The 12,857-nt window shown below is 73.2% G+C and carries 10 protein-coding genes and 1 riboswitch; of the genes, 2 read left to right on the top strand and 8 right to left on the bottom strand.

Going from position 1 to position 12,857, the window contains the following annotated elements:
* Positions 1–209: 209 nt before the first annotated feature.
* A complete protein-coding gene (locus tag ACFV5N_RS05015; RefSeq protein WP_385594169.1) occupies positions 210–1,643 on the bottom strand; it encodes a gamma-aminobutyraldehyde dehydrogenase in 1,434 nt (477 codons plus the stop codon).
* A 390-nt stretch (positions 1,644–2,033) separates the two neighbouring features.
* On the opposite strand from ACFV5N_RS05015, the gene ACFV5N_RS05010 reads away from it, so the two are divergent.
* Both ACFV5N_RS05010 and ACFV5N_RS05005 read left to right on the top strand, forming a co-directional pair.
* Positions 2,034–2,741, top strand: a complete 708-nt coding sequence (locus ACFV5N_RS05010) for an ABC transporter ATP-binding protein (protein ID WP_385594166.1) — start codon at positions 2,034–2,036, stop codon at positions 2,739–2,741.
* The gene (locus ACFV5N_RS05005) at positions 2,723–3,961 is read left to right on the top strand and encodes a hypothetical protein (RefSeq protein WP_385594164.1); all 1,239 of its coding nucleotides are present in this window, start codon (positions 2,723–2,725) and stop codon (positions 3,959–3,961) included. Before ACFV5N_RS05010 ends, ACFV5N_RS05005 begins: the two co-directional genes overlap by 19 nt.
* A gap of 214 nt (positions 3,962–4,175) precedes the next feature.
* Here ACFV5N_RS05005 and ACFV5N_RS05000 read toward each other — a convergent pair whose 3' ends face one another.
* The 7 genes from ACFV5N_RS05000 to frr form a co-directional block, all read right to left on the bottom strand.
* Entirely contained in the window at positions 4,176–5,729 is a 1,554-nt protein-coding gene (locus ACFV5N_RS05000; RefSeq protein ID WP_385594161.1) for a family 10 glycosylhydrolase, read from the bottom strand.
* Positions 5,730–5,816: 87 nt separating this feature from the next.
* A complete protein-coding gene (locus tag ACFV5N_RS04995) occupies positions 5,817–6,905 on the bottom strand; it encodes an ABC transporter ATP-binding protein (RefSeq protein ID WP_385594158.1) in 1,089 nt (362 codons plus the stop codon).
* A gap of 14 nt (positions 6,906–6,919) precedes the next feature.
* Positions 6,920–8,527, bottom strand: coding sequence for an ABC transporter permease (locus tag ACFV5N_RS04990; RefSeq protein WP_385594175.1), 1,608 nt, complete (start codon positions 8,525–8,527; stop codon positions 6,920–6,922).
* Positions 8,528–8,655: 128 nt separating this feature from the next.
* The gene (locus tag ACFV5N_RS04985) at positions 8,656–9,744 is read right to left on the bottom strand and encodes a thiamine ABC transporter substrate binding subunit (RefSeq protein ID WP_385594155.1); all 1,089 of its coding nucleotides are present in this window, start codon (positions 9,742–9,744) and stop codon (positions 8,656–8,658) included.
* Positions 9,745–9,778: 34 nt separating this feature from the next.
* Positions 9,779–9,884: riboswitch (TPP riboswitch) on the bottom strand.
* Between the two features lie 161 nt (positions 9,885–10,045).
* Positions 10,046–11,152, bottom strand: a complete 1,107-nt coding sequence (rlmN, locus tag ACFV5N_RS04980) for a 23S rRNA (adenine(2503)-C(2))-methyltransferase RlmN (protein WP_026047741.1) — start codon at positions 11,150–11,152, stop codon at positions 10,046–10,048.
* A gap of 35 nt (positions 11,153–11,187) precedes the next feature.
* Positions 11,188–12,180, bottom strand: a complete 993-nt coding sequence (locus ACFV5N_RS04975; protein WP_385594150.1) for a phosphatidate cytidylyltransferase — start codon at positions 12,178–12,180, stop codon at positions 11,188–11,190.
* An 89-nt stretch (positions 12,181–12,269) separates the two neighbouring features.
* Positions 12,270–12,827 (bottom strand): ribosome recycling factor, encoded by a 558-nt coding sequence (gene frr, locus ACFV5N_RS04970; RefSeq protein WP_026047740.1) that lies wholly within the window; start codon positions 12,825–12,827, stop codon positions 12,270–12,272.
* Positions 12,828–12,857 lie beyond the last annotated feature (30 nt).

Raw genomic sequence — 12,857 nt, 5'->3', positions numbered from 1 at the left:
CATGTGGGCCCTGGGCACCGAGTGCGCGGTGTGTGCTGGAGCCGAAGTTGCGGTGCCCGGTCTGGCGGAGTACGCCGCCCGGCGGGGCTCCACGCGGCTGCTGACGGAAGCGCGCCGGCTGCGCGACGTACTGGCCGCGCGGTCCTGACCGCCGCGCGGCCGGTGGCTTCCCGGCGGCGCTCCCTACGGGCCGCCGGGAAGCCACCGGGTCACAGCGCCGTCATCACGTGCTTGACCCGGGTGTAGTCCTCCATGCCGTAGGCGGAGAGGTCCTTGCCGTATCCGGACTTCTTGAAGCCGCCGTGCGGCATCTCGCCCACCAGCGGGATGTGGGTGTTGATCCACACGCAGCCGAACTCCAGCGCCTTGGACAGCCGCATGGCGCGGGCGTGGTCGCGGGTCCACACCGAGGAGGCGAGACCGTACTCCACGTCGTTCGCCCACCGCACGCCCTCGGCCTCGTCGGTGAACTTCTGCACGGTGATGACCGGGCCGAAGACCTCCTGCTGGATGATCTCGTCGTCCTGGCGCAGCCCGCTGACCACGGTGGGGGCGTAGAAGTAGCCGCGTTCGCCGATCCGCTTGCCGCCGGTCTCGATCCTGGCGTGGGCCGGCAGCCGGTCGATGTAGCCGGCCACCTTCTCCAGGTGGGCGGCGCTGTTGAGCGGGCCGTAGGTGCAGTCGGGGTCGGTCACGTCGCCGGTCTTGACCTCCTGCGCCGCCTTGGTGAGGGCGGCGACGAAGTCGTCGTGCAGGGACTCGTGCACCAGCACCCGGGTGGCCGCCGTGCAGTCCTGGCCGGCGTTGAAGAAGCCGGCGTCGCGGATGCCCGCGACGGCGGCCTGGAGGTCGGCGTCCTCGAAGACCAGACAGGGCGCTTTGTCGCCCAGTTCCAGGTGGACGCGCTTGAGTCCGGCCGCGGCGCCCGCCGCGACCTCGCCGCCCGCGCGTACCGAACCGGTGATCGACACCATGGCGGGGGTGGGGTGATCGACCATCAGCCTGCCGGTGTCCCGGTCGCCGCAGACGACGTTGAACACACCGGGCGGCAGGATCTCGCCGAGCAGCCCGGCGGCGTACACGGTGGAGGCGGGGGTGGTGTCGGACGGCTTGAGCACCACGGTGTTGCCGGCCGCGAGCGCGGGGGCGAACTTCCACACCGCCATCATGATGGGGTAGTTCCATGGCGCCACCTGGGCGCAGACGCCCACCGGTTCGCGGCGGACGAAGGAGGTCATGCCGGTCATGTACTCGCCGGCGGACTTGCCTTCCAGCATGCGCGCGGCGCCCGCGAAGAAGCGGATCTGTTCGAGCATCATCGGCAGTTCTTCCTGCCGGGTCAGCTCCAGCGGCTTGCCGGTGTTCTCGCACTCGATGGCCAGCAGTTCGTCGGCGTGCCGCTCGAAGGCGTCGGCGACCTTCAGCAGGGCCAGCTGGCGGGCGGCGGGGGTGGCGTCCCGCCAGGCGGGGAACGCCTCGGCGGCGGCGGCCATGGCGGCGTCCACGTCGGCCGGCCCGGAGAGCGGGGCCAGGGCGTAGGCCTCACCCGTCACGGGGTCGATCACCTCGGTGGTGCGCCCGTCGTGGGCGTCGCGGAACGTACCGCCGATGTAGTTGCGCAGCCGGCGCGGTTCGGTGGTCACAACGGCCTCCTGCTCGCTGGTTCTGGGGAGGGTGGGACACCTCACCCTATGCCCGTACGCCTCTGTGGCAACACCGCCGCTGTCGAGAAATCTCCGCCCTGAGCGGCGCCGTCCCGGGAAAAACAACGAATCAGCACACGAATCATGGGAGATTTTCCGGCCTTCCGGGGGCGCTCTTCGCTCGTCCGGGCGCCTGGCGCCGCCCGGGGCCGCCCCCTGGCGTACACCCGGTCGCGCGCCTCGCCGACCCGCTCCGCTATGTCCCGATTCGCGGCCTCCCGTTGCTAGCATCGCCGCTCCGGCGGCAGCAGCGCCTGTGACCGTCGCACCGGCCGGTCGGTTCCCCCGGCCGGGCGGCACCAGCCCTCATGAGCGGAGGTCCCGGCAAGGATGGCTCCACCAGACGACGACGTGCTGTGGGCGCGCGACGTGCACTACTCCCACGGCGGCTCCCCCGCGCTGCTCGGGGTCTCCCTGGGCATCCAGGAGAGCGAGATCGTGGCCGTCACCGGCCCCCGGGGCTGCGGCAAGACCACACTCCTGGGCTGTCTGTCCGGGCTCCTGGTGCCCAGCGGGGGCGAGGTCTGGTTCAGCGGAATGCCGGTGCACACCCTGACCCCCACCTCGCGCGAGCGGCTGCGCCGCGACAAGTTCGGCTGGGTCGGCGACCGTCCCCACCTGGTGCCCGAGCTGACCGCCTGGGAGAACGCCGCCCTGCCGCTGCTGCTCACCGGCACCGGCCACCGCGCCGCCAAGCGCGCCGCGCTCGACTGGCTCGAACGGCTCGACGTCCGCGACTGCGCGCGCAAGCGGCCCGCCGCGCTGCTCCAGGCGCAGCGTCAGCGCATCGCGATCGCCCGGGCGCTGGTGCACAAGCCGGCCGTGGTCTTCGCGGACGAGCCCACCGCGCCACTGCACCGGGCCGACCGGGCCCAGGCCCTGCGGACGCTCACCAGCGCCGGACGCTCCCACGGGATCACCGTGGTGCTCGCCACCCACGACCCGGAGGTCGCCACGCTCGCCGACCGCACCCTGACCCTGCTGGACGGCCGCGAGGCCGACTCGACGTCCGAGCCGGCATGCTCGCTCTCCGCCTAGCCCGCGGCTCCGGGCCGCTGGCCCTGGCCCGCCGGCTGCTGGTGGCCGTCGCGGCGGGCGGCGTGGGGTTTCTGCTGCTGAGCGGCCTGGGCTGGGCCAGCGCCCATCCCGGGGACGGCGACCAGGCGGCGCTGCGGCTGGCCTGGTGCCTGCTGCCGATCGCCGCGACGGTCCAACTGGCGGTGGCGGTGGCGCGCGCCGACCCGGCGGGGCGCCCGCGCTCGGGACTGGACACGGCCGGTCTCGGCCCGGCGCGGCTGCCGGTGCTGGCGGCGGTGTCCACGGCGATCGCCGCACTGCTCGGCAGTGCGCTCGCCCTGCTGGTGTTCCTTCATCTGCGCGGCGACATCTCCGGGCTCCCGTTCGACGGCGCAGCGTCGGGGCTGCTGGCGGCCGACCGGCCGCTGCCGCTGGCCGCCGCGCTGACCCTGCTGACGATCGTTCCGGCGGCGGCGGCCGTCGCGGCGGCGCTCGCGCTGCGCGGGCGGGCGGCACCGGCGCGGCAGTCCTCGCCGCTGCCGCCCCCGATGCCGCCGGCGCCCGCGGTCCCGCCCGGCATGGCGGGGGCGACCGCGGCGGACTCCGGACCGGGCGAGCCACCGGTGCAGGCCCCCACCGGGCTGCCGTGGGGGGCGGCGCTGACCGGCGCGGGCATCGCGTTCAGCGGGTACGCCGGGTTCACGGAGCGTCCGCCCAGCGACGCGGACGGGGCGCTCACCCTGCCGGGCGCGCTCAGCGGGCTCACGCCGGGCGTGGTCGCGGGCTGGCTGCTGATCGCCACCGGTGTCATCGTGGCGGCGCCCTCGCTCACCCATCTGTGCGGCCGGGCGCTGGCCGTCGGACGTCCCGGGGCGCTGCGGCTGCTGGCGGGGCGGGTGCTGCAGAGCGAGGCGGAGCGGCTGGGGCACGCGGTCGGCGCGCTGTGCGTGGCCGTCGCGGCGGCGCTGGCGGCGCTCCACCTCGACGGGCCGCGGCTGTTCGGGCCGCTCAGCGCCCTGGGGACCGGCATCGTGCTGGTCTGCGCCCTGGGCACCATCGCGGCGACGGTCCACGAGTCACGGACGGCGCGGGCGGCGGCGACCGCCGCGCTGCTGCGGGTGGGCGCGCCGCGTGGTCTGATCCGCCGCGCTGCACTGCTGCGGATCGTGGCGGTGCTGGTGCTGTTCGCACCGCTGACCTGGCTGGTGTTCCAGACGCTGGTGCTGCCGATCCGCGCCTAGGCCGTCCGGCGCCGTTGCCGGTTCCGGCGGTTGGCCGCGAGGCGTCAGCCGGGCCGGCGCCGTATGGGGGACGCGCCCGTACGGCAGACGGCCGGGCGCTCCGCGCGAGCGACGCGTCCCGCCCACGGCCGCCGCGCCCCCGGACCGCGACCAGCCGGCCGCGACGGGACGCCGCGGCCGGCCTGGCGGACTTCACCGCGCGGACGTGCCGCGGTCAGCGCACGGGCCGGAACGGTGCGAAGGGGGCCTCGGCGATCCGGCCCTCCCGGACCACGACCGTGCTCACGGGAGCGCCCACCACGCCCGAGGGGAGATCCACCGTCAGCAGATACCGCCCCGGGGCGGCGTGGGCGAACCCGAACCAGCCGGTGCCGTCCGTCACCGTCCGCACCGTGCCGCCGCCCGCGCCGAGGTGCCGCAGGGTGACCCGGGCCTGATCCAGCGGCGTCCCGTCGCGCAGCGCCAGTTCGCCCGTCACATGGCCGTCGGCAGGAGCCGACTTCCACGCCATGCCGGGCACCGTGGCGGGCTCGGCGAACGGCGCGTCCGGGCCGGTGGTGAGCGCGGCGGTGAGCCGTTCCCGCTCGGCCGCGAGCCCGTTCTCCGCGACGTCCATGCTCGGGTTCGCGTAGGAGTAGCCGCTCCAGCCCGCCGCCGTGTTTCCGGCGGGTGTGGGGGCCAGGGCCTCCCGCAGTTGGGCGAGACTGCCCTCCACCGGGTTGAGGTAGAGCGCGGGGCCGGTGACGCCCTGCCGGCCGGCTTGGGCGTCGGCGAGGAACTGGGTCCATTCGCTGTACATCTGCGCCTGGTCGGGGTTCCAGTCCCGTTTGTAGTTCATGGTGACCACGGTGTCGGTGATGCCCTCGGCCAGCCACCCGGCCCAGTCCTGCAGCACCTCGGCGTAGGTGCGGGTCGCCTCCCAGCCGCCCACCGACTGGGGCCCGAAACCATAGGTGATGGCGTTGACCGACAGACGTGCGGCCGGATCCTCTTCCCACATACCCAGGTAGATGCGGCGGACCAGGGAGGTGACCTGGTCGCGGCGCCACTGGCTCCAGGCGGCGTCGTCGGGAGCGGGGGTATCCGTACGGCCGGTGACCTCGCGGAAGCGTTCCAGTGCGACCTCGTTGTAGCCCCAGTCGCTGTGCGTGGTGGTGGAACTGCCGTCGGGGTAGCGGATGTAGTCGAGGTTGATGCCGTCCACGTCGTACTCGCGTACGAGCGAACGGATGGCTTCGACGATGTACGCGGCGGCGTCCGGGTGCCCGGGGTCGATGTAGGAGTTGGCGCCCTGCAACTCGGTGCCGTCGGCCTTCCTGTTCAGCCAGCGGTCGCGGCCCTCGGCGGTGGGCCCGTGCCGGTTGAAGACGTGATCGGCGGAGCGCGGCGGAGTGGCGCTGTTCCACAGCGTGTTGACGTTCACCCAGGCGTGGACCTGGAGTCCTGCGGCGTGCGCCTGGGCGATGACCTCGTCCAGCGGGTCGTAGGGGGCGGGGGCGATCGCGGCGTCGGTGCGCGGGTACAGCGCCCGGTTGCAGAAGCAGTCGTAGCGGCGGGCGGTCTGCACGATGAGCACATTGGCGTTGACGGCGCGGGCGTCGTCGATCAGTGTGCTGACCTGTTCCGGGGTGTAGATACCGTCGTTGAAGGCATCGACCCAGTAACTGCGCCACTGTTCGGGCGGCGATGCCGACAACTCGGCGCGGGCCGGGCCCGCCAGGACGACGCTGCCGAGCAGGAGGCTCAGCGCGGTGAGCAAAGTGGCCACGATCCGTCTCATACGGCCCTTCCCGGGGTGGTTGACGGGACGCCGACAATTTACTTCGCCACCCGGCGGACGTACAGACAGAAACTTTCATGCGTCGGCCGGTTCGTCCCCGCCCTCGGCCCCGGCCAGCGGCACCACCTCACGCGGATCGAAGACCACCCGCACCCGTTCCCCTTCCGCCGGGGCGTGCCGCAGCGGTACGGACGCCTCCAGCTGTGGCCCGCGCTCGGGATCGAGCAGGACCACCACCCGCTCGCCCCGGAACGTACGCGCCGTCACCGTGCAGCGCGGACCGTCCGCCGCGCCGGTGTCCGCGCCGCCACCGCCGCTGCCGTCCCCCGTGATGCCCACTCCGGACGGCCGGATCAGCAGCCGTCCGACGCCCTCGGGGGTCCCCTCCGGCACCGGCACCGCCCCCCACGGCGTCTGCGCCACACCGCCACGCACCGTCGCACCCGTCACATTGCGGAAGCCGAGGAACCGGGCCACGAACTCGGACGACGGGCGCTGCCACACCTCCGCCGGGCTGCCGCTCTGCGCGATCCGCCCCGCCCGCATCACCACCACCCGGTCCGCCAGGGCGAACGCCTCGCCCTGATCGTGGGTGACGGCCAGGACCGTGGTGCCCAGCCCGCGGAACAACTGCCGCAGCTCCACCACCAGCCGCTCCCGCAGCCCCCGGTCCAGCTGCCCCAGCGGCTCGTCCAGCATCAGCAGCCGCGGGCGGGGCGCCAGCGCGCGGGCCAGCGCCACCCGCTGCTGCTCGCCGCCCGACAGCGAGCCCACCGACCGGCCGCCGGCACCCGGCAGGCCCACCAGATCGAGCAGCTCGGCCACCCGCTCCCGCGCCGCACGGCGGGGCACGCCGCGCATCCGCAGCCCGAAAGCGATGTTGCCGCCGACATCACGCTGCGGAAACAGCTGATGGTCCTGGAACATCAGGCCCAGACCGCGCCGGTGAGTGGGGACCCCTGACTGGTCCTCCCCGCCGAGCAGGACCGTACCGGCGTCGGCAGGACGCAGCCCGGCGACCGCGCGCAGCAGCGTGGACTTGCCGCTGCCGCTCGGGCCCAGCACGCTCACGATCTCCCGTTCGGCAACGTCGAGATGCACATCGTCCAGCGCGGTGTGCGCGCCGAAGCGCACGGTCAGCCCGTCCAGGCGCAGCAGAGGCATCGGGGTACTTCCCTTCACAGCTCTCCGGCGCGGCCGGGGCGCAGCCGCTCCAGGATCAGCAGCGTGGCGGCGCACACCAGCATGAGAATGGTGGACAGGGCCATCGCCTGTCCGTAGTTGAGCTGCCCGGCGCGCCCCAGCAACCGGGCCACCGCGACGGGCAGCGTGGGGGTGTCGGCGCGGGCGATGAAGACGGTGGCGCCGAACTCCCCCAGCGACACCGCGAACGCGAACCCCGCGGCGACCAGCGCCGCCCGCCGTACCAGCGGCAGATCGACCTCGCGCCACACGCGCAGCGGGGAGGCACCCAGGACGGCCGCCGCCTGCCGCAGCCGGTCGTCGACGGCCCGCAGCACCGGCAGCAGCACGCGGACCACGAACGGGACGCCGACCAGCGCCTGGGCCAGCGGGACCAGGATCCAGGACGAGCGCAGATCGAGCGGCGGTTCGTCCAGCGCGATGAGGAACCCGAAGCCGACAGTGACGGCGGAGGTCCCCAGCGGCAGCATCAGCAGGGCGTCGAAACCCCGGGTGAAGCGTCCGGCCCGCCGGGTGAGGGCGGCGGCTGCCAGCCCGCCCACGGTCAGCGCGATGACGGTGGCGACCGCTCCGTACGCCAGCGAGTGCCCGATCGCCTCCCACGGCGCCACCACGAAGGTGCCGCTGTCGGTACTGGTCAGCGCCCGGTAGTAGGTGAGGCCGTAGCCGTCGGGGCCGGCCAGGGAACGTTCCACCAGGACGGCGAGCGGCAGCAGGAGCAGCAGCGCGATGGTGGCCAGGACACCCGCGAGCAGCGACCACTGTGCGGCGCCGCGCGGCCGGTGCGCCGCGGAGCCCGCGTCCACCAGCCGCAGCGCGGATTCGGCGCGGCGCACGGTGCGCGCGTGGAACAGCAGCAGCGCGGCGACCGCCGCGAACTGGAGGAGCGTGAGAACGGCGGCCGTCGGCAGATCGAGCAGTTGCGCGGTCTGCCGGTAGATCTCCACCTCCAGGGTGGCGTAGCGCGGTCCGCCGAGGATCTGCACCACCCCGAAGGAGGTGAAGGTGAACAGGAAGACCATCAGCGCCGCGGAGGCCACCGAGGGAGCGAGCGCGGGCAGTGTCACGCGGCGCCAGGCCGCCGCCCGGCTCGCGCCCAGCACCCGCGCCGCCTCCTCCTGGCGGGGGTCGAGCTGCGACCACAGACCGCCGACCGTGCGCACCACCACCGCGTAGTTGAAGAAGACGTGGGCCAGCAGGATGGCCCACACCGTGGTGTCCAGCCGTACCCCCCACAGCTCGTCCAGCACGCCGCCCCGGCCCAGCAGGGCCAGGAACGCGGCGCCGGCCACGACGGTGGGCAGCACGAACGGCACCGTGACGGCGGCGTGCAGCAGCCGCTTGCCGGGGAAGTCGAGCCGGGCGAAGACGTAGGCTCCGGGCAGCGCGAGGGCGAGGGTGAGCGCCGTGGAGGCGGCGGCCTGCCACAGCGTGAACCACAGCACCTTGCGGATGCCGGGATCGGCGAGCACGTCGGCGGCGGGACCGAGCTGCCAGCTGCCGCCGTCGCGCAGTCCGCGGCCGACGATGGCGGCGACCGGGTAGGCGAAGAACAGGGCGAAGAAGACCAGCGGCACCGCCAGCAGCGCCAGCCGTACGGCGGTGGCCCGGCGGCGTGCCCGCGCGGCCTCCGCGGACCGTGGCGGAGAGGGCGCCGTGGCCGGAGTGCGGGTCGGCGGCTCGGGCAGAGCTGCCGCCCCGCTCCCCCGGCCTACCTGATGACCAGTGAGGTCCACGCCGCGACCCAGCTCTCCCGGTGCTCCGCGATCCGCTGCGGCTCCATGGTCAGCGGCTCCTCGATCGTCTCGCCGTAGGTGACGAACTCCTGCGGCAGTTCGGCGTCGGGGTGCACCGGGTTGACGAACATCTGCAGCGGCAGGTCCTCCTGGAAGTCCTGGCCGATGAGGAAGTCCAGCAGTGCCTGTCCGCCCTCGGGGTTGCCGGCTCCGGAGAGCAGCCCGGCGAACTCGATCTGCCGGAAGCAGGTACCGGTGGAGACTCCGGTCGGGCCCTCCTCGGGCAGTTCGCCCTCGCCGTAGATCACCTCGACGGGCGGGCTGGAGGCGTAGGAGACCACCAGCGGCCGGTCACCCGCACCGCCTGCCGCCCCGGAGAAGCGCTCGTTGTACGCCTGCTCCCAGCCGTCGACCACCTCGACGCCGTTGGCACGCAGCGCCTGCCAGTACTCCTGCCAGCCGTCGTCGCCGTAGGCGGCGACGGTGCCCAGCAGGAAACCGAGGCCGGGCGAGGAGGTGGCGGCGTTCTGCACGACCAGCAGGTCGCGGTAGGCCGGGTCGGTGAGGTCGTCCAGCGTCTGCGGCGGAGCGAGGTCGTGCTCGTCGAAGTACGCGCGGTCGTAGTTGACGCAGATGTCGCCGGTGTCGACCGGGGTCACCCGGTACTCGCCGGCGTCCAGCTGGTACATCTCGGGGATCGCTTCCAGGCCCGCCGCCTCGTACGGGGCGAACACCCCCTCGTCCAGGGCGCGGGAGAGCAGGGTGTTGTCGATGCCGAAGAGCACGTCACCCTGCGGGTTGTTCTTGGAGAGCACCGCCTGGTTGACCATCACCCCGGCGTCGCCCGCGCGCAGGATCCGGACGCGGTAGCCGGTCTCCTCGGTGAAGCGCTCCAGCACCTCGGGCGAGACGTTGAACGAGTCGTGGGTGACCAGCGTGACCTGTTCGCCGCCCGAGGTCCCGGCGCCGTCGGAGTCGCCTCCGCCGCCGCAGGCCGTCAGGGTGACCGAGGCCAGGGCGAGGGCGAGGGCCGCCGCGAGCCGGCGGGTGCTGCTGCGCGTCATCGTGCTGCTTTCTCAAGGAGGGCACACGCGGGCAGCACGAGAGTCGTCGACTTCCTACCCAGCATGACCTGGGCGAGGTTCGAGGGTCTGCGGCCTGCTGCCGCACTCTCAGCGCTGCGAGCGCTCCCCTGTCGGAGTAATGCGATTGTTCGATGTCACGATAGCAGCAGGTCCGGACAGAACCGCCCGGACCGCTGAAGAACGGGCCGGGAGCCCGATCGCGCCCGATCACCGCGGAGTGGGCCGACCCGGCCGACGGTGATGCCGCGGCCCGCTGCCCCGGCGGGCCGGGGCAGCGCCGTTACCGCTCGGCCGCCGCCAGCTGGCCGCAGGCACCCTCGATCTCCTGCCCCCGGGTGTCCCGGACGGTGACCGGCACGCCCTGGGCCTCCAGCGCCGCGACGAACGCCGCCTCGTCCTCGGGCCGGGAAGCCGTCCACTTGGAGCCGGGCGTCGGATTCAGCGGAATGAGATTGACGTGGGCACGGTGGCCCCGCAGCAGCTTGCCGAGCAGGTCCGCCCGCCACGCCTGGTCATTGATGTCCCTGATCAGCGCGTACTCGATGGAGATCCGCCGGCCGGAACGCTCCGCGTACTCCCACGCCGCGTCCAGCACCTCGCGCACCTTCCACCGGGTGTTAACCGGCACCAGGGTGTCGCGCAGCTCGTCGTCGGGGGCGTGCAGCGACACCGCGAGCCGGCAGCTCAGTCCCTCGTCGGCGAACCGCAGCATCGCCGGTACCAGGCCGACCGTGGAGACCGTGATGCCCCGCTGGGACAGCCCGATGCCGTCCGGCTCCGGGTCGGTCAGCCGCCGGATCGCGCCGACGACCCGGTTGTAGTTGGCCAGGGGCTCCCCCATGCCCATGAACACGATGTTCGACAGCCGCGCGGGGCCGCCGGGCACCTCTCCGTCGCGCAGCGCCCGCATCCCGTCCACGATCTGGTGGACGATCTCCGCGGTGGACAGATTGCGGTCGAGCCCGGCCTGGCCGGTGGCGCAGAACGGGCAGTTCATGCCGCAGCCGGCCTGGGAGGAGATGCACATGGTGACCCGGTCCGGGTACCGCATGAGCACGGACTCCACCAGCGTCCCGTCGTGCAGCCGCCACAGTGTCTTGCGGGTGGCGCCGTCGTCGCAGCTGATGTGCCGCACCACCGACATCAGCTGCGGCAGCAGCCCGCCGGCCAGCCGCTCCCGGGCGGCGGCGGGGATGTCCGTCCAGGCCGCCGGGTCGTCGGTCAGCCGCGCGAAGTAGTGCCGCGACAGCTGCTGGGCGCGGAACGGCTTCTCCCCGAGGGCGGACACCGCCTCGCGGCGCTGCGCAGGGGTCAGATCGGCCAGGTGGCGCGGCGGCTTCTTGGCTCCGCGCGGCGCGACAAAGGTGAGTTCTCCGGGCTTAGGCATGGTTCTGCCAGTGTCGCAGATTCACCCGCGCGGGTTCATCCGGCGCCGGTGAAGGCCAGGTAGAGCAGCCAGGCCACCGGCGCGGTGGGCAGCAGCGAGTCGAGCCGGTCCATGATGCCGCCGTGGCCCGGCAGCAGCGTGCCCATGTCCTTGATGCCCAGGTCACGCTTGATCATGGACTCGCCCAGGTCCCCGAGGGTGGCGCAGATCGCGACCGCGAGGCCCATCAGCAGGCCCTGCCACCACAGGGCGTCCTCGATGAGGAAGCCGAAGCACAGGGCGCCGGCCACCATCGCGAAGGAGATCGCCCCCGCCAGTCCTTCCAGGGTCTTGCCGGGGCTGATCCGCGGGGCGAGTTTGCGGCGGCCCAGCCGCCAGCCCACCGCGTACGCGCCGGTGTCGCTGACGACCACCAGCATCAGGAAGACGAGCACCCGCCACGGTCCGTCGTCCGCCGCGAGCATCAGCGCCACGAAGGTGGCCAGGAAGGGGACGTAGAACGCGGCGAAGACCGCGGCCGTGGCGTCCCGCAGATAGGTCTCCGGGGCGTAGGCCATCCGCCACAGCAGCACCACGAGCACCGTGAGCCCCAGCGCGACCCAGGAGCCCGCCGCACCGCGCAGGTATCCCGCCACCACCATCGCGGCGCCGCCGACCGCCAGCGGCACCACCGGCACCCGGATCTGCTTCTGCTCGGCCAGCCGGCTCGACAGCTCCCAGACACCGACCATGACGGCGACCGCTATCACGCCGAGGAAAACCGGCTTGTACACGAACAGCGCGGCGATGATCACCGCGCCCAGGGCCAGCCCCACGCCGACGGCGGCCCGCAGGTCGCGGCCCGCCCGCTTGCCGCCGGGCGCGGACGCCGCCGGTGCAGGCGTGGCGGCGGCGTCGCCCGGCGCGCCGCGGTCCTGCCCGTGGCCGGTACCGTCACCCGTGTGTCCCGCCGCGTGCTGGTGTGCGTACGCGGGCGGTTCCCCGTACCCGGCCGCGGGCTGGGGCGGGCGCCAGGATGGTTCGTTCACGGGTGGCGGTGTCCTTCGTCCTTCGATGGCGTGGCGGCGGTACGGCGTTACGGGGCGCGGCGGGGCGTGGGAGCCCGCCCGCGCTCCGCTCAGACCTCGAGCAGTTCGGCTTCCTTGTGCTTCAGCAGCTCATCGACCTGGGCGACATACTTGCTGGTGGTGTCGTCCAGCTCCTTCTCCGCGCGCCGCCCCTCGTCCTCGCCGACCTCGCCGTCCTTGACGGACTTGTCGATGGACTCCTTGGCCTTGCGGCGCACACCGCGGATCGAGATCTTGGCGTCCTCGCCCTTGGCCTTGGCGACCTTGATGTACTCCCGGCGGCGCTCCTCCGTCAGCTCGGGGAAGACCACCCGGATGATGTGACCGTCGTTGGTGGGGTTGACGCCGAGGTCGGAGTCGCGGATCGCCTGCTCGATGTTGCGCAGCGCGCTCTTGTCGAACGGGGTCACCACCGCCATCCGGGCCTCTGGCACCGAGAACGAGGCCAGCTGGTTGATCGGGGTCGGCGTGCCGTAGTACTCGGCCACGAGCTTGCTGAACATCGCCGGGTGGGCACGGCCGGTGCGGATCGCTGCCAGATCCTCCTTGGCGACGACGACCGCCTTCTCCATCTTCTCCTCAGCCTCGAGGAGGGCTTCTTCGATCACCACGTGCTCCTGGTTCGAATGTGTATGACG

Origin of the sequence: Streptomyces sp. NPDC059853, from assembly GCF_042731495.1 — a bacterium.
Classification (GTDB): Bacteria; Actinomycetota; Actinomycetes; order Streptomycetales; family Streptomycetaceae; genus Streptomyces.
This window is presented reverse-complemented; position numbering and strand designations above follow the sequence as displayed.

What these genes read in the sequence shown, in the direction of transcription:
- ACFV5N_RS05010 (WP_385594166.1), top strand. Translation starts at nt 2,034, where the DNA reads ATGGCTCCACCAGACGACGACGTGCTGTGGGCGCGCGACGTGCACTAC.
- ACFV5N_RS05005 (WP_385594164.1), top strand. Translation starts at nt 2,723, where the DNA reads ATGCTCGCTCTCCGCCTAGCCCGCGGCTCCGGGCCGCTGGCCCTGGCC.
- ACFV5N_RS04995 (WP_385594158.1), bottom strand. Translation starts at nt 6,905, where the DNA reads ATGCCTCTGCTGCGCCTGGACGGGCTGACCGTGCGCTTCGGCGCGCAC.
- ACFV5N_RS04985 (WP_385594155.1), bottom strand. Translation starts at nt 9,744, where the DNA reads ATGACGCGCAGCAGCACCCGCCGGCTCGCGGCGGCCCTCGCCCTCGCC.
- rlmN (WP_026047741.1), bottom strand. Translation starts at nt 11,152, where the DNA reads ATGCCTAAGCCCGGAGAACTCACCTTTGTCGCGCCGCGCGGAGCCAAG.